Annotated in this window: 23 protein-coding genes; 12 read left to right on the top strand and 11 right to left on the bottom strand. The window is 42.3% G+C overall.

The annotated features are described in order from the left end of the window. The first annotated feature begins 102 nt into the window (after positions 1-102). A complete protein-coding gene (locus FTV14_RS01310) occupies positions 103-516 on the top strand; it encodes a hypothetical protein (protein WP_218945519.1) in 414 nt (137 codons plus the stop codon). A 417-nt stretch (positions 517-933) separates the two neighbouring features. Beyond that, on the top strand, positions 934-1374 hold the full coding sequence (locus FTV14_RS01305) for a universal stress protein (protein ID WP_180053154.1): 441 nt from the start codon (positions 934-936) through the stop codon (positions 1372-1374). Positions 1375-1413: 39 nt separating this feature from the next. On the opposite strand, the gene FTV14_RS01300 is transcribed toward FTV14_RS01305, so the two are convergent. Together FTV14_RS01300 and FTV14_RS01295 are read right to left on the bottom strand one after the other, a co-directional pair. Next, positions 1414-1710: an MGMT family protein gene (locus FTV14_RS01300; protein WP_180053217.1), complete on the bottom strand. Its 297-nt coding sequence runs from the start codon at positions 1708-1710 to the stop codon at positions 1414-1416. A gap of 65 nt (positions 1711-1775) precedes the next feature. Beyond that, complete coding sequence (locus FTV14_RS01295) at positions 1776-3275, bottom strand: sodium:proton antiporter (RefSeq protein WP_004782994.1); 1500 nt, start codon at positions 3273-3275, stop codon at positions 1776-1778. Positions 3276-3491: 216 nt separating this feature from the next. On the opposite strand from FTV14_RS01295, the gene FTV14_RS01290 reads away from it, so the two are divergent. Continuing rightward, positions 3492-4046, top strand: a complete 555-nt coding sequence (locus tag FTV14_RS01290) for a hypothetical protein (RefSeq protein WP_179992116.1) — start codon at positions 3492-3494, stop codon at positions 4044-4046. 49 nt (positions 4047-4095) lie between these two features. Here FTV14_RS01290 and FTV14_RS01285 read toward each other — a convergent pair whose 3' ends face one another. Continuing rightward, positions 4096-4998: a neutral zinc metallopeptidase gene (locus FTV14_RS01285; RefSeq protein WP_180053153.1), complete on the bottom strand. Its 903-nt coding sequence runs from the start codon at positions 4996-4998 to the stop codon at positions 4096-4098. Positions 4999-5046: 48 nt separating this feature from the next. After that, positions 5047-5973, bottom strand: a complete 927-nt coding sequence (locus FTV14_RS01280; protein WP_180053152.1) for a DUF808 domain-containing protein — start codon at positions 5971-5973, stop codon at positions 5047-5049. A 189-nt stretch (positions 5974-6162) separates the two neighbouring features. Between FTV14_RS01280 and trpS the strand changes: the two genes are divergently transcribed. Beyond that, positions 6163-7176 carry a tryptophan--tRNA ligase gene (gene trpS / locus FTV14_RS01275; protein WP_005234596.1) on the top strand — a complete coding sequence of 338 codons (1014 nt, stop codon included), beginning with the start codon at positions 6163-6165 and terminating at the stop codon, positions 7174-7176. 344 nt (positions 7177-7520) lie between these two features. Here trpS and FTV14_RS01270 read toward each other — a convergent pair whose 3' ends face one another. Together FTV14_RS01270 and lysS are read right to left on the bottom strand one after the other, a co-directional pair. Continuing rightward, complete coding sequence (locus FTV14_RS01270) at positions 7521-8972, bottom strand: capsule assembly Wzi family protein (protein WP_180053151.1); 1452 nt, start codon at positions 8970-8972, stop codon at positions 7521-7523. Positions 8973-9243: 271 nt separating this feature from the next. After that, a complete protein-coding gene (gene lysS, locus FTV14_RS01265; RefSeq protein WP_180053150.1) occupies positions 9244-10770 on the bottom strand; it encodes a lysine--tRNA ligase in 1527 nt (508 codons plus the stop codon). Positions 10771-11157: 387 nt separating this feature from the next. Between lysS and FTV14_RS01260 the strand changes: the two genes are divergently transcribed. Beyond that, positions 11158-11652 (top strand): YqiA/YcfP family alpha/beta fold hydrolase, encoded by a 495-nt coding sequence (locus tag FTV14_RS01260; protein WP_034704192.1) that lies wholly within the window; start codon positions 11158-11160, stop codon positions 11650-11652. Between the two features lie 39 nt (positions 11653-11691). Here the strand turns inward: FTV14_RS01260 and FTV14_RS01255 are convergent, their stop codons facing one another. Continuing rightward, entirely contained in the window at positions 11692-12234 is a 543-nt protein-coding gene (locus FTV14_RS01255) for an adenine phosphoribosyltransferase (RefSeq protein ID WP_004783009.1), read from the bottom strand. Between the two features lie 478 nt (positions 12235-12712). On the opposite strand from FTV14_RS01255, the gene rubA reads away from it, so the two are divergent. From rubA to FTV14_RS01230, 5 genes are all read left to right on the top strand, one after another. After that, the gene (rubA, locus tag FTV14_RS01250; protein ID WP_004783011.1) at positions 12713-12877 is read left to right on the top strand and encodes a rubredoxin RubA; all 165 of its coding nucleotides are present in this window, start codon (positions 12713-12715) and stop codon (positions 12875-12877) included. Positions 12878-12965: 88 nt separating this feature from the next. Continuing rightward, positions 12966-14144 (top strand): rubredoxin reductase RubB, encoded by a 1179-nt coding sequence (rubB, locus tag FTV14_RS01245; protein WP_166137019.1) that lies wholly within the window; start codon positions 12966-12968, stop codon positions 14142-14144. Between the two features lie 57 nt (positions 14145-14201). Continuing rightward, positions 14202-15140, top strand: a complete 939-nt coding sequence (gene estB / locus FTV14_RS01240) for an esterase EstB (protein WP_218945715.1) — start codon at positions 14202-14204, stop codon at positions 15138-15140. A 13-nt stretch (positions 15141-15153) separates the two neighbouring features. After that, positions 15154-16062 (top strand): LysR family transcriptional regulator OxyR, encoded by a 909-nt coding sequence (gene oxyR / locus FTV14_RS01235; protein ID WP_180010752.1) that lies wholly within the window; start codon positions 15154-15156, stop codon positions 16060-16062. A gap of 244 nt (positions 16063-16306) precedes the next feature. After that, the gene (locus FTV14_RS01230) at positions 16307-16891 is read left to right on the top strand and encodes a DNA-binding response regulator (RefSeq protein ID WP_257219733.1); all 585 of its coding nucleotides are present in this window, start codon (positions 16307-16309) and stop codon (positions 16889-16891) included. 48 nt (positions 16892-16939) lie between these two features. On the opposite strand, the gene ppk1 is transcribed toward FTV14_RS01230, so the two are convergent. Together ppk1 and mtgA are read right to left on the bottom strand one after the other, a co-directional pair. Next, positions 16940-19021: a polyphosphate kinase 1 gene (ppk1, locus tag FTV14_RS01225; RefSeq protein ID WP_034704182.1), complete on the bottom strand. Its 2082-nt coding sequence runs from the start codon at positions 19019-19021 to the stop codon at positions 16940-16942. A gap of 111 nt (positions 19022-19132) precedes the next feature. Beyond that, positions 19133-19807 (bottom strand): monofunctional biosynthetic peptidoglycan transglycosylase, encoded by a 675-nt coding sequence (mtgA, locus tag FTV14_RS01220; RefSeq protein WP_004783023.1) that lies wholly within the window; start codon positions 19805-19807, stop codon positions 19133-19135. A 77-nt stretch (positions 19808-19884) separates the two neighbouring features. Between mtgA and FTV14_RS01215 the strand changes: the two genes are divergently transcribed. Then, positions 19885-20715 (top strand): rhomboid family intramembrane serine protease, encoded by an 831-nt coding sequence (locus tag FTV14_RS01215; protein WP_180053149.1) that lies wholly within the window; start codon positions 19885-19887, stop codon positions 20713-20715. 3 nt (positions 20716-20718) lie between these two features. Here FTV14_RS01215 and FTV14_RS01210 read toward each other — a convergent pair whose 3' ends face one another. Beyond that, on the bottom strand, positions 20719-23214 hold the full coding sequence (locus FTV14_RS01210; RefSeq protein WP_180053148.1) for an ABC transporter permease: 2496 nt from the start codon (positions 23212-23214) through the stop codon (positions 20719-20721). Position 23215: 1 nt separating this feature from the next. Beyond that, a complete protein-coding gene (locus tag FTV14_RS01205) occupies positions 23216-23941 on the bottom strand; it encodes an ABC transporter ATP-binding protein (RefSeq protein WP_034170433.1) in 726 nt (241 codons plus the stop codon). 11 nt (positions 23942-23952) lie between these two features. Between FTV14_RS01205 and FTV14_RS01200 the strand changes: the two genes are divergently transcribed. After that, on the top strand, positions 23953-24582 hold the full coding sequence (locus FTV14_RS01200; protein WP_179992124.1) for an arylesterase: 630 nt from the start codon (positions 23953-23955) through the stop codon (positions 24580-24582). The last annotated feature ends 18 nt before the right edge of the window (positions 24583-24600 follow it).

The following is a 24600-nucleotide window of genomic DNA, read 5'->3' as shown; positions in this document are numbered from 1 at the left end:
CTGAAGAAACAAAATAAAAAGTGAATCTAGGACCTTTTCCTATCGCTATAATACTTTTCCAAATATGGCCAATAGTATCTCTGGATTAAAGCAAAACTGAAGATGACGAAATTCAAAATATACCTAAGCCTGCTCCTATTGAGTTTTATAAGTTTAGCCAATGCAACTGTTATTCATCCAAGCAGCAGATTTTCAGGATGTGATGATGTGAAAAGTTTGGCTCAAGAAGTCATGCTCTTTAGACTGAAAGGTGCACCACAGAAATGGATGATTCAGCAAATAAAACAGCACTACGGTACAGCGAATGATCTCCATGCTCTGATTGGTATAAAACTTACTGAAAAAGCGTTTAAATATGAAATACCCCAAGATCAGTCTGGACGTTCCGCCTTAATTAAAAACTTTGCAATTGATCACTATAATGAATGTGAGAAATCCATTACAGATCGTGCTCAATTTAAAAAAGAAAATAACGGTATTAACCCACCCTTGGAAAGGGAAGTTTTAGAACACTAAAATTATGCTGATAGAAGGTTACTATTAGAAATAGCAGTCTATCTTTATGCAGTTTGATAGATTTTTCATTATTAAAATCTCAATTTTAAACCTGTTCCTATAGTTTTATATAACAGGGATTTTTTGAATCTAAAATTACAGGTAATAACGCAGTATTAAAATCAGATGGCTTTTTTAAGTTAGTTCATTAATATTCTAAAATCATATTATTTTAATCTCAAAATATAAATATAAATCAAAAACTTAGAAAATATACCAACCATTAAAAATTATTGCTTTGTTAAACATAATACTGAGGAATTTACTTGGTTTTATTTTTATAAAATACGCGTTATGATCAAAGTATAAACAACAATTCGTATACGATTTTAACGCGTCATATTTTTATAAAACTTATTTCCGATAAGGAGAATTCTAATGTCATTTGAACATATTTTAGTACCCGTTGACGGTTCAGAAACTTCCTACGCTGCAGTCGATAAAGCTGTCGAAATTGCCAAAGCATTTAACAGTAAAGTGACAGTGGTTCAGGTGCTGGCACTTGATCCCTATATCGCTGCTGAATACATTACAGCAGCTCAAACCAATGACCTGGTTGAACGTGCCCGTACTGCAATTCTGAAGACACTTGATGAAGCAAAAGCGAAATTTGCTGCGGCAGGTATTGATGCAGAGACCCAGCTACTCGAAGGTCAGGTGATTTATAGTGAAATTGTCAAGGCAGCTGAATCCTTGGATACTGATCTGATTGTGATTGGTTCACATGGCCGTACTGGCTTCAAGAAACTATTCCTGGGAAGTGTTGCGCAAAGCATCTTAGGACAGGCCACTGTTCCTGTAATGGTTATCCGTAAATAATAAAAAAATCCCCACTTCAATCAAGTGGGGATTTCTCTTTCAGACAAATCCATCCCATTGATACTGCTTTAAGCTGACCCGATTTCCAACACATAGAATTCCTTCTGCGCCTAACTTTTGCTGTTGAATATTATGTCCATATTCATCCAGTTTATTGAGACTGATCTTACCTTGAGCGTTCAGGACACGATGCCAGGGCAAATCGGTTTCTGTATCAAGCTGACTTAAAACCTTACCTACCAGACGTGCATGTTTAGGCAAGCCAGCCAGCTTAGCGATCTGTCCATAGGTCGCTACATTCGCATAAGGAATCTGGCTGACCACACTCAGAATCATTTGTGCCATTTCCTGGCTTGCACTTGATGTCATAGGCTTTCAATCTTGATAGAAAATTCTAACAATTAGAAATTCTCCGGATTCTCTAAGCGTTTCACTTCCTGTACTTTATCAGGATGATGCACGGTTGCTACACCATCGGCATCTTTCTTATCAATCAGCATTTCAGGCTGGAAGATGGTGATGGTTTCATTTCCATTTGCATCCTCCCCCACAATATACTGAAAACCGCGACGATTCATCTTGTGGCACATCCGCTGATACCAGCCCTTAAAACCTTGAGTTTCTTCATTCGGGTTGTAATAGAAAGCATTCATTACTGCTGGCAAACCTAGACCACAAACTACTCCGGAAAGAAGCACCACAATAAAAGTATATCCAATCAGAATACTGCTATACGCTTCCAGTTGCGGAATATTGGCCACTGCCAGAATCAGGGCTAAGGAAATCCCGCCACGTACACCGCCCCAAGACAGAATGGTTAAACTGCCGTTATAACTTTTTTTACGCATTCTAGGGAATAATGCAAAAGACAGATGGTTGGCCAGGAATCGTGCCAAATGCAGAATTATGAAAGCGACAATCCCGCCTAGAACCAGACTGGTGCTTAGATCAATAATGAACAGTTCCAGACCGATCAAGGTGAACAGGAAGGAATTGATAATTCCCTCTACCGTATGCCAGAAATGGTTTACATCACCGATATCTGCATCAGCCAGAATTTCTTTCCATTTATTCCCGACAATCAAACCTCCAATTACACAGGCAATTGGTGCAGAAGCATGCGCCAGTAAAGCAACCAGATATGAACCACAAGCCAACAGTGCAGTAGTTAATATCAGTGATTCCATTTCATGCTTACCGCGCAGAATACGTAAAATCGCCAGACCAAAACCGATTCCGATCAAAACTGCCACGACAATTTCATAAAGCAATGTTTGCAGGACGGCGAGTACGGTAAAGTTTTCACCTTGCAGTACATTCAGTAAAGTCATAAATAATGCAATACACATCGCATCATTAAACAGCGACTCACCTTCCAGTTTCACGATCAAATGATGGGGTGCGCGTACCGAACTGAGGACACCTTTAATCCCAATGGGATCCGTTGCTCCGAGCGCAGCACCGAGTAATAGCAGGACTAATATATCGACATGGTTGCCAATCAGAAACTGATAACCGTACAGCGCAATACCAAAGAAAACTGCACAGAAAACCAATGCCAGACTGGCCAGAATACCAATCGGCCGCCAGTGATTGCGTAAATCTGAAACCTTAAACTTCAATGCGGATGAAGTCAGAATGAAACAGATCACCCCATTAATCAGGAAGTCATAAAAATCGACATGGCGCACTGCTTTCTCAATATTATCAATATTGATGCTAAAAAATGGATTACCCTGTAGCAGACTTGCACACCATTGCAGGATAAAAACAAAAATAGCGGAAACAATCGGCACACCAATGGCTTGAGGAAAACTTAGAACACGTTTGTTGAACATGGTAGTGGCAATTGACAGAGCAAAGACCACTGTCAACAGTTGTAAAAAAAAGAAACTTCCCATTAGGTTTCCTAAGATTTGGCAATTTGCAGCCGTGAGCTGAAAGATTTACTTGAAATATAAATTTAAAAAAACAGTATATTTTAGCGGATCAAGTTTAGTCCCATTTTTTTTCGAATTAAGTTAAGTTTCTTTTCAATATTCACAACTGATGATTTAACATACAGCCTTAAAGCACTTTATTGCTCACCTCTTCTTTATATTTAGAAATTTTCTCCCATGCATCAAACTGTCAAAACCATATTCCGTCTGTGCCTCGCTGCTGTCATTTTTCTGGTCACACTTTCCTTGATGTTCACCTGTGTTGCCAAAGTTCAGGAAATTCTGAAAGCAGATCAACATTATCAGCAAGCCGTGAGCATTCCTTTAAAAAGCAGCGCCAAAGCGCAATATGTACTGGTGTCTAATAATCAACGTCCAGACAATGCCTTGTTTATCCTGATTGCCGGAAATGGTTATGTAGCAAAAATCAGCTGTGAGCATTATGCTGCCCTATGTACTGATGACTATAACCAGTCACATACCCGGCAGATTCAAAATGTTAATTTATTAAAAGCGAGAAATTATTTTTATATTGAAAATATTCAGTTCCAAGATAGTCGAACTGGTCAAATCACTACACTCAGCTATTCCAAAAATGAATTGAAGCAATTTTATAATAATGACATCAGCAATTTAAAATATATTCTCTTTGCGATTTCGCTATTTGCCCTGGCTGCCTTGTTTGTCAGTATCAAGATTTTGAAAAACTTCCGTCGTTTTCTGGAAAAATAACTATTCAATCATGAGGGGAGCATTTGCTCCCCTTTTTTGATCTTTAGTTTTAGATATTTTGATTAAAAGTATCACAAGCAGACATTTGACCTGATTTCAGACCGGTATTAAACCATTTTACCCGCTGTGCACTGGTACCATGCGTAAAGCTGTCCGGCACGACATGGCCTTGTGCCTTTTTCTGCAGATAGTCATCACCGATCTTGTGTGCCGCATCCATAGCTTCTTGTACATCACCCTGCTCCAGGAACTGCGTACGCTCATGGTTATGATAAGCCCATACCCCAGCCAGACAATCTGCCTGTAGTTCTTGACGTACAGAAAGCTGATTGCCCTGAGCTTGAGTGGCTTGTTGACGTGCCTGCTGTACCTGTGAAGAAATACCTAAAATGGTCTGGATATGATGACCCACCTCATGTGCTACCACATAGGCTTGAGCAAAATCGCCTGCCTGATCATTGCGAGATAACTCGGTTGAGTTCTGTTCCCCGCTGATTCCCATTTGAGTACGCATATCTTTAAAGAATGCCGTATCAATATAAACTTTCTGGTCTGCCGGACAGTAGAAAGGTCCCATAGCCGATTGCGCTGTACCACAACCAGAATTTACTACCCCACTAAATAGAACCAGTTTAGGCGGAGTATATTGCTGGTTCAGCTGCTGCTGAAATACTTGAGACCAGGTATCTTCTGTATCGGCAAGCACAGTTCCTACAAAATCGATCGCTTCTTGCTGCTCTGGCGTTGGATTTTCCAGTCCCCGTGTTTCTGCACTAGAAACACCTTGCGTGACTTGCTTGGTGGTTTGATAGGCTTGCTGTGGATCGACACCAAAAAACTTCCAGGCCACGAAAGCAATAATCAACCCGAGAATACTGATTCCACCGGCTTTGGTACCACCGCCACGACGGTCTTCTACATTGCTACTAACACGACGTCCTTTCCAGCGCATAGTGAGATTCCTTATAGTTTAAAGTCAGCTTATTTTAACGGGCCTGATTTATGCCTGCTTTGATTTTGATCTGATTTTTTGAATAAAGCCAATCAGGATAAATACGATTAATCCTGCCACAAAACCAATCACCAGATTAATCAGTGTAGGCGTAACAGCCCCTACAATACTGCCCAGACTAGGAATGTGCTCTACATAATCAACCGAATCTTCAGTGAAATGATGAAACCATGGAATGGTATGGGCAATAATCCCGCCACCGACCAGGAACATCGCAATCGTACCTACAATCGTCAGGGTTTTCATCAATTTAGGGGCAAAAGCCAGCAATCCACGGCCTATACTTTGCTTGAAGCTGGATGCCTGCTTAGTCAGGTACAAACCTAGATCATCAATTTTAACAATCATGGCAACGAAGCCGTACACCCCGACTGTCATTAATATGGCAATCCCTGCCAGTACGATGACCTTGGTGGTAAAAGCTGCGGCTGCCACGGTGCCCAAAGAAATCACTACAATTTCCGCTGACAGAATGAAATCAGTTCGGATCGCACCCTTAATTTTCTCTTTTTCAAATGTAGCCAAATCGGTTTCGATCGTAGTGAATTCAGCCTCAGCATCTTCTTCAGTCTTAGCTTTCTTATGCTTTAAGCTATGCAGGACTTTTTCTACGCCTTCATAACAGAGAAATAGACCACCAATCATCAGTAAAGGATTAATTAACCAGGGTGCAACCACACTAATAAGTAAAGCCAAAGGAACAAGAATCAGCTTATTAATAAAAGAACCTTTGGCTACTCCCCACACCACAGGAAGTTCACGTTCTGCCCGTACACCGCTGACTTGCTGGGCATTTAATGCCAAGTCATCCCCCAAGACACCTGCTGTCTTTTTTGCAGCCATCTTGCTCATCACGGCAACATCGTCTAAAACAGTCGCAATATCATCCAATAATATTAATAAGCTGCTCGCCATTCTTGTTATCCTTATCACCTTTAGACATATTTTAATGAAAATATTAAAAAATATTGTATTCACTTGTTTAATTAATAAGATTTTTTACTACGGCTTTTTTTTCTGGCTGACATTCAAAAACAGAATGCCGTACAATGTGGCCATTCGTTAAAATATTGATGTAGTACAGACTACTTTTTGGAATAGATAATGAGTAATCAAGATAATCGTCCAGTAATCTTGACTGGCGACCGTCCTACCGGACAGCTTCACCTTGGCCATTTTGTCGGTTCATTACGCTCTCGCGTAGGTTTACAAGATTCTCACCATCAACATTTGTTACTCGCTGATGCTCAAGCCTTGACAGATAATGCAGATAACTTTGAAAAAGTACGTCGCAATATTATTGAAGTAGCAACAGATTATCTGGCTGTCGGCATTGATCCAACTAAAACTACAATCTGTGTTCAGTCTTGCCTGCCAGCCTTAAACGAACTGACTATGCTCTATCTGAACTTTGTGACAGTTTCACGTTTAGAGCGCAACCCGACCATTAAATCAGAAATTCAGATGCGTGGTTTTGAGCGTGATATTCCTGCAGGTTTCTTATGCTATCCAGTGGCTCAAGCAGCAGATATCACAGCCTTTAAAGCAACTGTAGTTCCGGTGGGCGAAGACCAGATTCCAATGATCGAACAGACCAATGAGATTGTACGTCGCCTTAACCGTCAGATTGGCCGTGAATTACTGCCTGAATGTAAGGCGCTGCTTTCTAATGTGGGACGCTTACCAGGTTTTGACGGTAAAGCGAAAATGTCTAAATCATTAGGTAATACTATTGTTCTAGATGCCTCTGACAAAGACATCAAAAAAGCTGTCAATGCGATGTATACCGATCCGAATCACCTTCGCATCGAAGATCCAGGCCAGGTTGAAGGCAATGTGGTATTTACTTACCTGGATGCATTCGACACCAATAAAGAAGAACTGGAAGAACTGAAAGCACATTATCGCCGTGGTGGTTTAGGTGATGGTACGGTGAAAAAACGTCTGGAAGGTATTCTGAAAGAGCTGATCGGTCCAATTCGTGAACGTCGGATGGAACTGGCCAAAGATCCGGATTACATCATGGATATTTTGAAAACGGGTACAGATAAATGCCGTGACATTACACAGGCCACTTTAGATGAAGTGAAAACAGGCTTAGGTGTTTTCCATTTCTAAGCTAGACAATATTTAAAAAAGCCCTTCATAAAGGGCTTTTTTTATTTAAGGCCAAAATGCGCAAAAATAAGGCAAGTTTCCACACAGATTCTTCATAGTTTTAACCTTATTTAACATCTATTAACATGAATACTGATGAGTCGCATGAGAATGAGTCCTAATATATTTACATACAGTAAGGAATCAAATTTAACTCTCTCCACAGTTAATCTTGATTTAGTTTTGAAAGAAACTTCCTTTTTCTACGCAATGACAACCCCAATCATTGCGTTTTTTTTGTCTGTAATTTTTGAAAATATAAAAAAATCCTGCCAGATGAGCAGGATTTTGTTGTGTCTTGAATATTAATATTTGAACAAGCCTTTTTCTAATGGAATTTCAATTCCAATAGAGGCACCGCCATCCTGACCATTTACATCTGAGTCACTTATCCAGGCATTAATTTTAAGTGGCATTTCTGGACGAATATAATGCGACCAGGTGACATCTAGTGCTTTAATTTCATCATCAAAAGCAAAAGCAGCATTATTTAAACTTGCACGTTCAGACTGATTCACTTCAGCAAACAATACCCGCCCAGATAAACGGTTCATCGGATCAAAACGGATATCACCACCTACTGAAACCATCTGTGCATCACCACCTAAAGCATGTGCCAGCGGATAACCATGCTGATAAAAACCATCAGTATAATTGGTATGGTTATAAGAAATACCTCGCACCTTGCCGTTAGTACGTGTATCTGCCCATTCTGTATAAAGTTGATATGGCATATTTCTTACAGTCGAAGAATAGTCTATTCCAGCCAGATACATTTTCTTCGCAGGCAGACCACCCGCTTCATCTTCACCTACATATTGCCCATAGAAGCCCATAGGTACCTGTGTCAAAGGAAACAGGTTCAGGCGTGCATCAAAACCCGCAATCTGGTTTGATGGGTCAGGTTCACCCGTACCACCATTATCTTTATTCCCGACAAAAGCATCCCATAATGAACTTAAGCTTTCAGGACGTCCTTCCCCACCCCATTGAATCGCACGAGAAGCACCTAGCTCCAGGTAAGATAAAGGTTGTGCTGTTACACGAAGACCAATTAGTTTGGCATCTGGAACGGCAGTATAATCATCCAATTGTCCTGCAAAAGCCTGATATTGCCACGGTCCAATCCAGGACAGCCATTTAGTTTCAAAAGCTGTTTGTTCTGCACGTTGTGCCATAAATCCATATACTGGGCGGCTAGCATCGCCGCGAATCAAGCTGCCATCATGTCCCGGACCCCAATAGGTCGGAATTTGGCCGGCAATCAGCCATTGATTCCAGAGTTTCCCTGCTAGATAAGATCCTTCCAGATTTACATCCTGATCATTCTCAATTTGTCGATCTTTTTCGGCATTAACCCGGAGTTTGGCATCCCAGTTTTCGCCACCTGCATTAAACTCTAAAGCTGCCTGAAATTGTGCCTTTTGCTGATCGCCAAAGGCTTGAGGAATATCTTTTGGATCACTTTCCGCAAATAAGCCTACTTTGAGCTGCTGATTGTCTGCTGTTAATTTTGCCAGAACTGAATCAATAACACGTTGTTGTACTTTGTTACTCACTTGTGCATTGGATAGAGCTCGTTGAATTTCATCACCACTGAGCGGCCAGGTCGAGGTACTGATCTGGATCACCCCTTGCTGGTTTAACCAGTTCAAGTCAGTACGAAGATTTGCATCATTCAGAACCAGCCCTTGAGCAAAAACAGGAAGTGAAAGTGTCGTAAGAAGTACACTTAATAATGGTTTTTTTAGAAACATGGGATCAATATTCTCAAGTTTATTTTTGCCTAACCATAGATATTTCAAAAACAATATTCAATGGCGAAACTGTATCAGTATAATATGAAACCCTAGATTTAATTGACTTTCAAAATAATAAATCGCTTCGAGAAATGAGATAGAAATACAAAAATGAAATTACAAATGTAAAAAATAGAATTAAATAATGCTGGGTTTTAATTTTATTTAAAATAAATACTGAACACATAAAAAAGGCAGTTTTAAAAACTGCCTTTTTTCGAATAAGTCATTAGTGTTTATGACGCATATGCGGGAATAAGATTACATCACGGATACTTGGTGCATTCGCAAAGATCATCACCAGACGGTCAATACCGATCCCTTCACCTGCTGTAGGAGGCAGACCATATTCCAGAGCTTCAATGAAGTCAGCATCATAGTGCATTGCTTCATCATCACCCGCATCTTTCTCAGCAACCTGTGCCTGGAAGCGTTCAGCCTGATCAATCGGGTCATTTAATTCTGAGAAGCCATTTGCCAGTTCACGACCACCGATAAAGAATTCAAAACGGTCTGTAATATGCGGATTTTGATCATTACGGCGAGCTAGTGGAGAAGTTTCCGCTGGATATTCAGTCACGAATGTAGGCTGACGTAGTTGAGTTTCTACCGTTTCTTCAAATACGATTGTTTGCAGTTTACCCAGACCAAAACCTGGTTTTACCTGTTCTTTCAGTTCTTCCTGAATGAATTTCGCCAGGAACTCACGGTCATTGACATTTTCTGGAGTGAACTGTGGATTGTGCTCAAGAATGGCGTCAAACATTGAGATCTTTTTAAATGGTCCTTTGAAGCTAAAGACTTCATCGCCATAAGGCACATCAGTGGTACCCAGAATATCAATTGCCAGTTTTTCCAGCATTTGCTCTGTCAATTCCATCAGGTCTTTGTAATCTGCATACGCCTGGTAGAATTCGATCATAGTGAATTCAGGGTTATGACGAGTAGAAACACCTTCATTACGGAAGTTACGGTTAATTTCGAATACGCGCTCGAAACCACCCACAACCAGACGTTTCAAATAAAGCTCAGGTGCAATACGCAGGAACAACGGCATATCCAGTGCATTATGATGCGTTTCAAATGGACGCGCAGATGCTCCACCAGGAATTACGTGCATCATCGGGGTTTCAACTTCCATAAAACGTTTGTCGTTCAGGAAGCTACGAATACCGGCAACAACTTTGGCACGAACTTCAAAAGTTTTACGGGTTTCTTCATTTACGATCAGATCAAGATAACGCTTACGATACTTCACTTCAGTATCAGTCAAACCATGGAACTTGTCTGGAAGTGGACGTAATGATTTTGTCAGTAATTCAAAATGTTCGATATGAACATACAGGTCACCTTTACCAGAACGACCGATATAACCTTCAACTGCAATGATATCGCCCAGATCCAGGCCTTTGATCGTTCCAAGTACTTCTGGCTCAAGTTCTTTACGTGGAACATAAAGCTGAATACGACCGGTCATATCCTGAATCACGATGAATGAACCGCGGTTCAACATCACACGACCTGCTACTTTTACATGAACGTGTTCGCCAGCTTCAATTTCTTCTTTAGATTTATCAGCAAACTGGTCTTGTAAGTCTTGCGCATAATGTTCACGTTTAAATGTGTTTGGCCATGGGCTAACACCAGTTTCTTTTGCGTGGTCTTGAATCTGCTTTAACTTGGCATGACGCTGTGCAATTAAATCGTTTTCGGAAATGATTTGTTCAGAAGTCGATTGAGCGTTATTTTGCGTCATCTCTGCCTCGGATAAGATTAGTTAAAAAATAGAAGTTGCATAGAATAGCAGAAATCTGCATCAAATCGTAGCGTAAAGACTTCCCTCACGTGGCTTTTCTTGAGAAAAATTTCTGGATATATGAAATTCTTAAAGACAAATGATTTGCATTATTTTCAGTTTCGAATTTTATGATTGGTTTTTTTAGAATATTGCCCAACTTTTGTTAGATGAAAGTCCAAGACCTCAATCCTCTGCACAAATTCTGCCTTTATATCCCATATCAGCTTAGACCAATAGCTAACTGCTTCCTCGAAATAGACGTTTTACAATAATGACCATATTAGAAGGTGGTGTCTTAACACCCTGACCACGACTTTGCCATGTCCGATAAAAATGAGTAAAAATATGTCTAAAATATTGTTTTTTCATGGCTTGGATTCGTCAAAACAGTCCACGAAATTTCATGCAATTGATGCAATGCATAAATATTGTATAGATGTGGATTATCGCAATCTGAGCTACCAGTCGGTAGCCGATTTCTACCACGAAATGGTTGAAACCATTAAACCGGATATTCTGGTCGGACACAGTCTGGGCGGTTATTGGGCGCTAAAAATGTCACAAGCTCATCAGATCCCTTGTGTGATCGCGAATCCTAGCTTGCAACCGAATTTCCGCGATGATTATCCTGCGATTTGTGACAGTGATTTGCAGCATGATATTCCGCAAATGGCCTATCTGGAATTAGGCGATGAAATTCTGGATATGCATGCAGCACAGGCACAGCTTGAAGACTATATGCAAATTCATGCCATTGAAGGTGGCCATCATCGTCTTGAACACCCTGAACAGATTAATGACCTGATTCAGGAAATTGAATATCATTTTATCCGGCAATAAAAAAGCCCCAATAGTTGGGGCTTTTTTGATCATTCAGACTTAAGCAACTGCAGCTTCAGGCTGAGATTTATCATCAAGTACTGACCAGATATCTAAACCTAATTCACCGTGTAAATCTGGCAGATCAAGGAAGATGCTCGCACCTAGAACCTGATGCTGACATTTTTCAGCCAATTCATGAACTGCTTTCAATGTACCGCCAGTTGCCAGTACATCATCCACAATAATCACTTTTTGTCCCTGAACTTCTGCAGACATTTCCAGACGGTCCAGACCATATTCAAGGCTATAACCTACACCTACGACTGGAGGTGGCAATTTACCTGCTTTACGAACCAGTAATAAGCCTTTGCCAGTACGCTGCGCCAACAGGCTTGCCAGCACAAAACCACGTGCTTCCACTGCCACAAAGCTGTCTACTTCAGCAAGCTTTTCTTCAGGAATGCTGGCAATCAAAGCATCAGTTAATGGACCCAGATTATTCATGAATAATGGAGTCAAATCAAAGAAACAAATGCCTGGTTTTGGGAAATTCTGGACAGTACGAATGTGAGACCACAGAGAAGTAGACAAATTGCTCATGGGAGATCTTTAAACAAGGAAAGGAATAGGTGAATTTTAAACTAAATTAACAATGTGTAACAACAACGACTGTGCAATATTAAAGCAGAAAATAATAATAACCAATTGATTTAAATATATAAATTTATTTTAAAAAATATTTAATGAAGATAAGGCTAAGTCTAAGTTAACTGATTTTAATCATTTTTTCTGCCCGACTTTGGTCTACAACTTAAAATCTAAGCCAGAAACGTGTTTTATAAAACTAAAAATACAACTCTTTTCCTAACCTTAAATATATTTCTAGTAATGAAATACCTAGAGACTGCCCTTTCTGCTGTTAATTTCACTGATTAAACTTTTATTCGCTTTACTTTATGAATAGAACTGCGTAAAAATTTAGCCAAATATGTTTACTATTAAAAGTCATATTCTTTAGGGTCTTGCCATTTGTGGATTTTAAGCTGACAGCTACAGTTGGTCAGTTTTGGAGAGTTATATGAAAAAATATCAATGCATCGTTTGTGGATGGATTTATGACGAGGCAGAAGGTTGGCCTCAGGACGGAATCGTTCCTGGAACCAAATGGGAAGATATTCCTGATGACTGGACTTGTCCGGATTGTGGTGTTTCTAAAGTCGATTTTGAAATGATTGAAATCTAATCATGTTCTTTTAAAGACCATATTGAATGGTCTTTTTTATGTCCTTTATACCTGAAAAAAACTAATTTAAAAAAGCATGGAGAATCGTATGCATCCTATCGTCATCATTGGTTCGGGCATGGCGGGTTATGCTGTTGCCCGTGAGTTTCGCAAACTCAACCCAGACCATGAACTTGTCATGATTTGTGCTGATGATGCGACTAATTATGCAAAACCTACGCTTTCTAATGCTTTAGCAGGAAACAAAGCGCCAGAACATATCCCTTTGGGTGATGCAGAAAAAATGTCAGCGCAGCTGAAAATGCGCATCGAAAAAAATACCTGGGTCAAAACGATTCATCCTGAACAGCATCAGCTGACTTTAGAAAAAGACGGTCAGGAAAGTACACAGGATTATTCTAAACTGGTGCTAGCTGTAGGTGCCAATCCAGTACGCCTAGCCATTGCCGGTGATGCCAGCGACGATATTCATATGGTCAATAACCTGACTGACTATAAAGCTTTCCGTCATAATCTGGCAGCACGTGAGGATAAACGCGTAGTAATTTTAGGCGCAGGCCTGATCGGCTGTGAATTTGCCAATGACTTGCAGCATACCAATCATCAGGTCACCGTGATTGATCTGGCACCCCAGCCTTTAGGTCGCTTATTACCAGCTCATGTCGCAGATGCTTTCCAGCAAAATCTTGAAGAGACGGGTATTCATTTTGTATTAGGGACAACAGTTGAAAAAGTCTCTAAAGTTGAAAATGGTAATTATCTGGTCACACTTGCCAATGGTCAGTCAGTTGTTGCTGATGTGGTGCTGTCTGCTGTGGGCTTACAACCGAATATTTCTGTCGCAAAAGAAGCCGATATTCATACCAGTCGCGGGATTCTGACCAATACAAAACTAGAAACCAATCAACCGGATATTTATGCAGTAGGCGACTGTGCGGAAGTAAATGGAATGCTTTTGCCATATGTCATGCCAATCATGCAGCAGGCCCGTGCCCTGTCTAAAACATTGAATGGCGAACATACTGCAGTCCATTATCCAGCAATGCCTGTTGCGGTAAAAACGCCAGCTGCGCCATTGACTGTCCTTCCTGCTCCGGTTGATGTCGAAGTAACTTGGGAAAATGAAGAGTTTGATGACGGTATGCTGGCCAAAGCCTTTGATGCTAGTGGCACTTTACGTGGTTTTGTCCTGCTCGGTGCCACTGCTGCCAAACAACGCCTGGCATTGACCAAGCAGGTTCCTGACTTGATTCCAGCTACAGTTTAGATGTTTAATACAAAGGACATTTTTTAAGCGAAATGTCCTTTAATCAGGAAATACATCATGCACAGTGCCCTGCAGTTCAATCATTCTCCGTATACAGCTTTCATGCGTGAAACCAAGGCCGATCTTGGCAATGGCATCGAATTGCACGTGGAAGTCGGAGGAAATCCTGAACACCCGACCATTCTGCTGATTATGGGACTTGGGGCACAGATGCTATACTGGCCCGATTTCTTCTGTAAATCACTCATTGATCAGGGCTATCATCTGGTGCGTTTTGACAACCGGGATATTGGTTTATCTTCCAAGATTCACCATAAAGGGCCTCGCTTAAACACCTTAAAAATGATGAGCCGTTTTGTACTGGGTTTAGGCAATCAGGGCGCGCCTTATACGCTGTACGATATGGCAGATGATGTACATCTTCTGATTGAAAAAATGGGACTGGGTCAGGTCTATGTGCTCGGTGCCTCTATGGGCGGCATGATTGCCCAGATTCTGGCCGCACGTTATCCTGACAAAGTTAAAAAAATGGGCTTACTGTTTACCAGTAATAACCAGCCACTGTTACCCCCGCCTTTTCCAAAGCAACTCTTTAGTTTAATTGACAAACCCGCTTCCACAGATGAAGATGGCATTGTCGATCATAGCTTGAAGCTGTTTAATATTATTGGCTCACCGGGTTATGTGAATCATCTGGAAGCGATTCAGACCGCCCGTAAGTTATATAAGCGAAGTTACCATCCAGCGGGTGTACTTCAACAGTTTTTAGCAATATTATGTACGGGTTCATTGCTGCAACTGGACAAGCAAATCCAACAAGAGACCCTGGTGGTTCATGGTGCTCGTGACAGATTGCTGCCTCCTAGTCATGGTAAGGCTGTTGCAAAAGCAATTTCAGGGGCTAAATTTGAATTAATTGATGGAATGGGGCATGATATCCCTCCGCATTTTATTCCATATCTTAGCGAATTATTTGCTGATCATTTTAAATCATAAACATTAGGACACTATGGCTGCATTACCATCCCTAAGACAGCTGTCATACCTCGTAACACTGTCTGAGACGCTGCATTTTACAGAAGCTGCTCGCCGCTCATTTGTTACCCAGTCAACTTTGTCTGGCGGTATTATGGAGCTGGAGCGTTTACTCGGTGGCGTTCTTGTTGAACGCGATCGCCAGAATGTACGTTTAACGCCGCTTGGTGAACAAGTGGTTGCACGTGCCCGTGTTCTACTGGCTGATGCTCAGGACTTAATGCGTTTAAGTCGTGAAATGAGTGAACCATTAACCGGTGATCTGCATCTTGGCGTTATTCCAACCATTGCCCCTTTCATCCTGTCGCAATTTCTGGATGAAGTGCATCAGCAGCTACCGAAAATTCAGCTACATTTACATGAAGCTCAAAGTGAGAAAATTGTAGAGAAACTGGAGCATGGTAATCTGGATATGGTGGTGCTAGCGCTGCCTTTCGATACCCGTAGCCTGAAAGTTGCTGAAATTGCCAAAGAGAATCTGTATCTGGTACATCACAAATCTGACCAGAATGCGGCTCAAGCCAAGTCTCTGGAAGATCTGGATCTGTCTCGCCTGATGCTGCTGGAAGAAGGCCATTGCTTGCGTGATCATGCATTGAGTGCCTGCCCGATTGGTGAGCGTAAAAATGATCATCGCCTGAAAGCAAGTTCATTACCGACGTTAATTGAAATGGTGTCTGCTGATCTTGGTTTCACCCTGTTGCCAGAAATTGCGCTGCATACCAATATGATCAAAGCCAATCCGGATCTGCGCATCAATCCAATCAACGCAGCACCAAGCCGTACTCTGGCACTGGTCACTCGTAAGAGCACACCGCTACAAAGCGAATTCGATGTGTTATTACAAATTTTGCAAAAAATTACTGCCCATGATGCAACTTAATTAAGCCCTAAGAAAAAAGGAGCACTTAGATTGCTCCTTTTTTATTGCCTGTGTCTTCTGATAAAGTAAATTTTTATAAATTCAGTCAATTAAAATGATCCAAAAACCAGTTTTTCAAACTTTAACTATTTATAATATATAAAAATTAAATCCCTATTTCTTGGGATTGGCATTAAGAATAATTTAAGCCAAAATACATCTGTATATTAATTACTCTCAGGATAAGATTTCTTTGGCCTAATTTTTGCCCGCACCCGTATTATTGGTGCAACCTTATCCACCCCCGCTCTCTTCCAATCTTGATCTTGCATTGCTACAGCTCGGTTATCAACCAGATATGCTGTCCTATACCAATCATCTGTCTGCTCAATCCCATATTGAACAGTATCTTCCCAATCTAGTGTTATATGAGATTCATGAGAAAACGCAACTTAAGAATCTTAATGTAATTCAAGCACGAATCCAGATTCCTCATCTGATTATAGTTTTAGCTGATGATTCACTTGAAATGATCGATTTATTCTTGTCATCTGGCGTGGATCGATATCTGATTGCTTCGCATCCTGTTTCGAAAATAGTGGCAAGCCTGAAAATCATTCTACGTGGCGGTTCCTATTTACATCCTGAATTAGCCCGTTATTTAGTGAGTCAGGAAACAAAGATACATCTTTTAAATCAGACTGAAGTACAGATGTTAAAGTATTTCAGCCAAGACCTGACTTTGGCCGAAATTCAAAACAGATTAAGTCTGCACGATTACCAGATTTATGCTGCTATTCGCAGAATCTATCAAAAGCTCGTGAAGCCATTAACTGGTTTCCAAACCTAATAGGGTATAAAAAAGGCTGAATCATCAGCCTTTTTAGTTTGCATAGAGTTATTTAAAGGTTTCCAGCAAGGTACGCTGTGCATTATGCGGTTGTTCACCTTCTGCAACTTGGGCACGCACCCAGGTTCCATCTCCCTGTAACAACCAGGCCTGCTGATTGTCTTTCAGGTAATTTAATAAGCCTTGCTGGTAAATGCGTTTCTTTAATGCTTCATCTTCAATCGGAAAACAGGCTTCTACACGATTAAACAGGTTACGATCCATCCAGTCTGCGCTTGAGCAATAAATGCGGGAATTGCCATTATTGCTAAAATAAAATACGCGCGTATGTTCCAGGAAACGGCCGACGATTGAACGTACCCGAATATTCTCTGAAAGTCCCGGCAAGCCTGGACGTAGACAACAAATCGAGCGGATAATCAGATCAATCTGTACACCTGCTTGAGAAGCTTCATAAAGTTTGTTGATGAGTTGCAGTTCAGTTAAAGCATTGACTTTCACGATAATCTGGGCTTTCTTGCCCGCTTTGGCATTGGCAATTTCATTATCAATATAGTTGATGAGCTGGGCATGCAAGGTAAATGGTGCATGGAGCAGCTTTTTCAGCTTGGCCATTTTCCCCATTCCGGTCAATTCCTGGAAGATACGATGCACATCTTCACACAGATCTTTGTCCGTGGTTAACAAACCATAGTCGGTATAAATCCGTGCATTGCCCGCATGATAGTTCCCGGTACCCAGATGTACATAACGCACCAACTTGTTATTTTCTCGGCGTACAACGAGAATCATTTTGGCATGGGTTTTATAGCCAACAATGCCATAGACCACGACAGCACCCGCTTCTTGCAGCACATTGGCAACTGCAATATTAGATTCTTCATCAAAACGTGCACGCAGCTCGATGACTGCAGTCACTTCCTTACCGTTACGGGCCGCTTCTGCCAGCACCTGCACGATCTCGGAATCTGGACCACTACGATACAATGTCTGCTTGATTGCCAGTACCTGAGGGTCACGTGCCGCTTCACGTAACAGCGTAATCACTGGTGCAAAAGATTCAAATGGATGATGTAGCAAAATATCCTGCTTCTGCATGGCACTGAAAACATTTTCAGATTTCTTCAGTACTTTAGGCAGAATTGGCGTATGTGAATCATAACGTAGATGTGGACGTTTGAAGTTGGACAGTAACCGCGCCAGATTAACCGGTCCTGCCACTTTATAGAGCTGTTCTTCATCCAGATCAAATTCTTCCAGCAGATATTCATAAATATGCTGCGGACAATTTTCAGTCACTTCCAGACGGACTGCACGACCAAAACGGCGCGAACTTAGCTCGCCTTTTAAGGCTTTGGCCAGGTCTTCAACATCTTCATTTAAGGCCAGATCGGCATTCCGGGTAACACGGAACTGATAGCAGCCAGTCGCGGTCATGCCCGGGAACAGGTCAGACACATGTTCATGAATGATGGCGGATAACATCACATGATGTTCTTTACCATCAGTCAGTTCATCCGGTAAACGCACAACACGTGGCAATGAACGTGGCGCAGGAACAACCGCAAGATCAATCTGACGGCCAAAGGCATCTTTCCCTTCGAGCGTCACAATAAAATTCAGGGATTTATTCACCAGACGTGGGAATGGATGTGCCGGATCAAGGCTAATAGGCGTAAGAACTGGAGCAACCTGTTCCTGAAAATATTTTTTCACCCAGGCCGATTGTGCCGGTGTTAGCTCTCCACGGCGCAAGAAGCAGATATCTTCCTCACGCAGTTTAGGCAAAATCTCTTCATTTAAAATACGGTACTGACGTTCAATGGCGGCATGTGCAGTTTCGGCAATCTGCTCTAATACTTGTTTTGGCGTCAAACCATCCGGACTGCGGCTTTCATTGCCCAAATCCAGTTGTTCCATGACGCCAGCCACACGAATTTCAAAAAACTCATCTAAATTACGTGAAAAGATCAGTAGAAAATTCATGCGTTCCAGCAAAGGATGCAGAGGATCAACCGCCTGTTCCAGCACTCGCAAATGGAAATCCAGAATAGACAGTTCACGATTAATGTAACGATCATTATAAGTATATTCGGTTGGTGCCGAAGTCGTACTGGCTGCCGTATTCATATTAAACCTACGCTATTTTCAAGTCTTGCTTATTGCTTTTAGTATGCTTCAAATTAATGACATTTTCATAAAAAAAGCCCAAATATTTGGGCTTTATCTTGATATTTTTATTTAAGGGATTTCAGCATAGCGCATATAACGCTGAATCATACGTTTACGTGCTTTTAGGGCTGATGCATTACGATGATCTTCAAAATATTTTGGATTGGTGAGAATCGCTGCCAGGAAGATGGCCTGATCACGAGTCAGGCTCTCTGCAGTCTTACCAAAATAATGTTTGGCTGCCGCTTCTGCTCCATAGATATTGTCTCCAAACTCAATCGAGTTTAAATATACTTCCAGAATACGCTCTTTAGACCACATGCGCTCCATCATCCAAGTCGCAACAGCTTCCTGACCTTTACGGAGGAATGAACGCTTGTTGACAAGGAACAGGTTTTTAGCCAGCTGCTGGGAAATGGTTGACCCCCCTGCCACGACACGACCTTCATTCTTGTTACGGCTGAGCGCAGTCTGAATACCATCCCAGTCAAAGCCATGATGGTGCATGAATTTTCCATCTTCTGCCGTAACAACTGCCCGCTTCAGATTGGTACTGATTTCATCATAAGGGCGCCACTGATGTTGAATGGGCTTGGAGGGTTCAGTCCAATAATCGATCCGCATCATCATGGTGGTATTCACCGGATTGGTTCGCCACCAGGCTAAACTTGCAAAAATCCACAGTTGAACAAGTAGAATCACACTGACAATCACGAGAAGGGTGCGGGTCAGAAAGGCTTTCATGTCAGTGCGTTACTCCTGAAAATTCAATTTTTCGTGTTAAGCTTATTCGAAATATACAATCACAGCAAAAAAATAGCATGCCTGAATATTCTCCCCCAACAACACATCGCAAACTGGAAATGCAGCTCTGGTGGATGACCGCACTCCTGATCTGTATCAATGTCGGCCTGTTTGGCTGGCAGGTTCTGAATGGAATGGACATCACACAGCCAAGTTCTCCAGATGCCATTCGCTGGGGAGCAGATTATGCACCTTTAACGTATTTAGCGGAACCCATACGCCTGTTTAGTAGCATGTTTTTTCATTTTGGCTTAATTCACCTGATGTTGAATATGTGGGCACTGTATATTTTTGGTAGTGTCGCTGAACAAATTTTTGGCCGGATCTATTTTACAGGTCTTTATATTTGTGCCGGCCTGATGGGTAGTTTGCTCAGTGGCTATATGAGTATCCAGGACAGTTATGCCTTAATCGAAGGCGGTGTAGCCAATCCTGGCTTATTGCCGGGTGTTAGTGCGGGTGCTTCGGGTGCAGTCATGGGTCTCGGTGCCTCCCTGACTGTTCTATCTTTACTGCCAATGTTGCCCCGTCAGCCTTTTATTCTGGATAAAAAAACGCTCGTAATGATCATGGGCCTTAACCTGGCGATGGGCTTTATGATCAGCGGAATTAACAATGCCGCACATATTGGCGGCATGATCATGGGGGCCGGACTAACAGCGCTCTGGTATCTTGGTCAGAAAATGCAGCGTGGCCGTTTGGTCAGTCTGGTTGCCTTACTGCTCGGCGTCGCTGCCTGTATCGTGCTGTATCAATATAATCTGGCTTTGCTTGAACCGATCCGCCCACTCTGGCAAGAGATTTTACAAATGCTACAACAGCAGTTGGCCGATCAACCTGCGAAATGAATCTTATTGATTCATCTCACGCAGGCTTTGTAAAGGTGGAATTTCGGAAAGATAACTCAGACGATAACGCCCGATCAGGGTACATAATACAGTCATAAACACAGGCAGGATAATCCAGATTTCCCAATGAGGCTGGATGATCAGATCCATCTTATAGCTGGCAATGGCGCTGATCACTTCTGCAAACAGACATGAAACAATACCGGCGAATAGTCCGATAAAACCGATTTCCAGACTCATCATGGTTTTCAGCTTCTGTTTGGAACTACCAAAAGACCGGAGCAAAGCCACTTCACGTTTACGTTCATCCATGAGCAGGTTTAGACAGGCCATCAGTACCAGAAAACCGGATACACTGACCAGCACAGCCAGAATGGTAATGATCTGTACCAGCACATTCACAATTCGTTTGATTTCTTCCAGAATCAGGCTGACATCAATAAATACCGTATTCGAAAAACGCTGAACCAGATTCACCAGTTTATCTTTGTCTGTTTCCGGTACATAGAAGCTGCCCAGATAACTGCCCGCATTGGCATCCATAGTATTTGGTGCAAAGATAAAGAAGAAGTTTGGACTAAAACTCTCCCACTCTACCGTTCTGAGATTCACCACTTTGGCTTCGAGTATGCCTTCAGGCAGGCTAAAGTTGAGCTTATCTCCCAGTTTGATGCCCAGCTCTTGTGCAGTATTGGCTTCGACCGAAACCTCACCCGGCTGTTTCAATCCTGCCTCCCCCTGAACAATCACATTATCCTGAGGATAGCGATCCGACTGGGTCAGATTCAGTTCACGTCTTAAGGTATTACTCTTTTTGACCAGTTCAGCAGCAAAAGGATGATCATTTTTCGCTACCAGACGCCCGCGAATATTGGGATAAAGCGGCGTGCTTTTCCAGCCATTCTGTTCTAACTGAGCTTTTAAGTCAGGCATATCAAAAGGCGGCAGACCATAAACAAACTGGTTGGGTGTCCCTTCCGGCAACTGTTGCTGCCATCGATCAAGTAAATCTGTACGCAGTACAGCCAGCACACTAATCAAACTGAGTCCTAAAGCTAAGGCAGTAATCTGTAAAGCGGTCTGATACGGTGTCCGTACATAGGCAGACAGATTGAATTTCAGATTACGCAGCAGTTTTAAAATACTCCAGACCGTAAAATACAGAACAGCACAAAGCAGAATAATGGCCCCAATCACCCAAGCTGTCAGCACGATATTTTCCGTTAAAATCACACTGAAAATAATCAGACTTAAGGTTCCGGTCAGTAACATCCACAACATCGAATGGACGGATTTTTCCTGCTGACGAATGACCCGAATCGGAGGAGTATTTAAGAGTTGAAACAGACTGGGCATGACAAAGCCCAGTAACACCACTGCACTGGTCAGCATGGCAATTGGCAAGGGCCCCAGCAGCATCGCCGTAGCAGAGAACTCAAGCTGCAAGTTTGGAATCAGCTGTAGCATGAGCTGCAGCAAGCCATAACCCAATGCAACACCTATCACGCTACCAATCAACATGGCGATTAAAAGCACTAAACCCAGCAAAGCCAGATAAGCGGCCAGAATCTGATTTTTGGTCGCGCCAATACAACGCATCAGGGCAATATGATCCTGGTTCTGCTGTACATAACGTTGTGCGGTTAAAGCAATGGCAATCCCGCATAATAAAATGGTGAGAATATTCGCCAGTTGCAGAAAAGTATCCAGATTGGCAATTGGTTTCATTAAACGGGTATTGCCTTCGCTGGCATTACGCAAGCGTAGACTGCCCTGCTGTTCCAGTTCTTGTCCCTCAACCTCAGCATCTGCTTCATCTGAAGTCCCATTTTCAGATTTTATCTTCTGCTTGAACCAGGTTTCATATTGCCGGGTATCGGCTGGATTGCCTGCCATTAATAAACGGTAATCAATCCGGCTACCGACCTGAATCGCATTGGTGCGCGCCACTTCTGACTGAGCAATAATCACAGTCGGCGAAAAGCCAGAAAAACCCAGCTCCTGATTAGAATCCTGCTCAATTTTTGCAGTAACCTTAAATTTGGCATCGGCGATATTCAGTTCATCACCCAGTTTGACCTTGAGCAGATCCATGGCCCGTGAACTCAGCCAGATTTCCCCCGCTTGGATTTTATCTGCTGCAGGCTGAACCCGTAGCTCTCCTCGTAAAGGAAAAGCCTGATCAATAGCCTTAACATTGACCATGACAAACTGATCATTGGTATAAGCCATCGTACTGAAAAATGTGACTTCGGATTGCTGTAAATCGAGCTGCCTGGCCTGATCACGCCATTCCTGAGCTAGCGGCTCATTATCAGAAAGCACCAGATCCCCCGCCAGCATTTCAGCTGCCTGTAAAGCAACGGCGTTCTGAATCTGTTCATTACTGAACTTTAGTGCCGTTGTGGCACTAATCGCTAAGGTCAGCGCGATGATTAGCAGATAAATCCCTGTCGTATTAAAACTTTGTCTGAGTAAAGGACGAAACAGATGCTGCATATCAGCCTCCACTCGCATGTTCAATCAGCTGACCATTGACCAGTTCAAAATGACGCTGGCATTGTTGGGCCAGATCAGGATCATGGGTAACCAGAACCAGCGTGGTGCCTAATTCGCGATTTAACTGAAAGAGCAGCTGTTCAATTTCCTGAGCGGTTTCCCCATCCAGATTACCTGTCGGTTCATCAGCAAATATGATTTTGGGTTCACTGACCAATGCGCGGGCAATAGCGACACGTTGCTGCTCCCCACCCGACAGTACTTTTGGTGTTTGCTGAGCCTGACGGTCTAATCCGACCTTTTGTAGCAATGCCAGCGCCTTTTGTTCGGCATCACTATATTTAAAATCTAGCTGTAAACGTAAAGGCAGCATGACATTTTCAAGTGCCGTAAGATGAGGTAAAAGCTGGAAAGACTGAAATACAAAGCCAATATTTTTTAGCCGGACTAAAGCACGCTGTTCTTCATTCAAGTTCGATACCAGCTCTCCACAAACCGTTAACTGCCCGGAACTAGCCTGATCCAAAGTGGCCAAAATGCCCAGTAAAGTTGACTTTCCTGAACCGGAACGCCCAGTAATGGCGACCTGTTCTCCAGTCAAAATTTCCAGCGAAAGATCTTCAAAAATAGTCAGTTGTTTTTGTGAAAGTTGTATCTTTTGTGTCAATTTCTGGGCAGAAATAATCGCTTGTGGCATGATGGTCGAATCGTTGCTGCTTTGAATCATACGTGTCCTATATGAAAGATCTAAATCAGAAAAATCGTGTATTGCCTTGCCTGGTATTCTTTGGACTGTGCCTGATTCCTTTTAGTCTGTCGGCAAAGACCATTATGATTGTGGGTGACAGTATAAGTGCTGGTTATGGCATGCAACCACAGCAAGGTTGGGTACATTTATTACAAAAGCGTTTGGACCAACACTATCCGAAACAGCATAAAGTGGTCAATGCAAGTGTGAGCGGTGAAACCACCAGTGGTGCCTTGGCAAGGCTGCCGAAACTGCTACAGACGCACCGTCCAGATATTGTGGTGATTGAGCTTGGCGGGAATGATGGCCTGCGTGGACAGCCACCCCAAATGATTCAAAAAAATTTAGCAGCTCTGGTACAACAAAGTCAGAAAGCCAAGGCGAATGTGGTTGTTTTTGGAATGAAAATGCCACCAAATTATGGCCAGGCATATAGTAAGGCTTTTGAAAATAACTATAAGGTGGTCAGTCAGCAGTATAAGGTCAAACTACTACCCTTCTTTATGCAAGGCGTCGCTGGCAATAAAAGTCTGATGCAACAGGATCAGATTCATCCCAACACCAAAGCCCAGACTATTTTATTAAATAATGCTTATCCTTATATTAAAGGCGCCCTCTAAGGCGCCTTTAACTGAATC

The organism is Acinetobacter sp. YH12236 (assembly GCF_013417645.1).
GTDB lineage: Bacteria > Pseudomonadota > Gammaproteobacteria > Pseudomonadales > Moraxellaceae > Acinetobacter.
The sequence above is the reverse complement of the archived record's forward strand: the minus strand, read 5'-3'. Positions and strand labels throughout refer to the sequence as shown.

Coding starts and splice junctions, on each gene's coding strand:
- FTV14_RS01200 (WP_179992124.1), top strand. CDS start 23,953: ATGAAAGATCTAAATCAGAAAAATCGTGTATTGCCTTGCCTGGTATTC.
- FTV14_RS01255 (WP_004783009.1), bottom strand. CDS start 12,234: ATGAGCAATTTGTCTACTTCTCTGTGGTCTCACATTCGTACTGTCCAG.
- FTV14_RS01260 (WP_034704192.1), top strand. CDS start 11,158: ATGTCTAAAATATTGTTTTTTCATGGCTTGGATTCGTCAAAACAGTCC.
- trpS (WP_005234596.1), top strand. CDS start 6,163: ATGAGTAATCAAGATAATCGTCCAGTAATCTTGACTGGCGACCGTCCT.
- FTV14_RS01310 (WP_218945519.1), top strand. CDS start 103: ATGACGAAATTCAAAATATACCTAAGCCTGCTCCTATTGAGTTTTATA.
- rubA (WP_004783011.1), top strand. CDS start 12,713: ATGAAAAAATATCAATGCATCGTTTGTGGATGGATTTATGACGAGGCA.
- ppk1 (WP_034704182.1), bottom strand. CDS start 19,021: ATGAATACGGCAGCCAGTACGACTTCGGCACCAACCGAATATACTTAT.
- FTV14_RS01210 (WP_180053148.1), bottom strand. CDS start 23,214: ATGCAGCATCTGTTTCGTCCTTTACTCAGACAAAGTTTTAATACGACA.
- FTV14_RS01300 (WP_180053217.1), bottom strand. CDS start 1,710: ATGATTCTGAGTGTGGTCAGCCAGATTCCTTATGCGAATGTAGCGACC.
- rubB (WP_166137019.1), top strand. CDS start 12,966: ATGCATCCTATCGTCATCATTGGTTCGGGCATGGCGGGTTATGCTGTT.
- FTV14_RS01280 (WP_180053152.1), bottom strand. CDS start 5,973: ATGGCGAGCAGCTTATTAATATTATTGGATGATATTGCGACTGTTTTA.
- FTV14_RS01205 (WP_034170433.1), bottom strand. CDS start 23,941: ATGATTCAAAGCAGCAACGATTCGACCATCATGCCACAAGCGATTATT.
- oxyR (WP_180010752.1), top strand. CDS start 15,154: ATGGCTGCATTACCATCCCTAAGACAGCTGTCATACCTCGTAACACTG.
- estB (WP_218945715.1), top strand. CDS start 14,202: ATGCACAGTGCCCTGCAGTTCAATCATTCTCCGTATACAGCTTTCATG.
- FTV14_RS01290 (WP_179992116.1), top strand. CDS start 3,492: ATGCATCAAACTGTCAAAACCATATTCCGTCTGTGCCTCGCTGCTGTC.
- FTV14_RS01270 (WP_180053151.1), bottom strand. CDS start 8,972: ATGTTTCTAAAAAAACCATTATTAAGTGTACTTCTTACGACACTTTCA.
- FTV14_RS01305 (WP_180053154.1), top strand. CDS start 934: ATGTCATTTGAACATATTTTAGTACCCGTTGACGGTTCAGAAACTTCC.
- FTV14_RS01215 (WP_180053149.1), top strand. CDS start 19,885: ATGCCTGAATATTCTCCCCCAACAACACATCGCAAACTGGAAATGCAG.
- mtgA (WP_004783023.1), bottom strand. CDS start 19,807: ATGAAAGCCTTTCTGACCCGCACCCTTCTCGTGATTGTCAGTGTGATT.
- FTV14_RS01285 (WP_180053153.1), bottom strand. CDS start 4,998: ATGCGCTGGAAAGGACGTCGTGTTAGTAGCAATGTAGAAGACCGTCGT.
- FTV14_RS01295 (WP_004782994.1), bottom strand. CDS start 3,275: ATGGGAAGTTTCTTTTTTTTACAACTGTTGACAGTGGTCTTTGCTCTG.
- lysS (WP_180053150.1), bottom strand. CDS start 10,770: ATGACGCAAAATAACGCTCAATCGACTTCTGAACAAATCATTTCCGAA.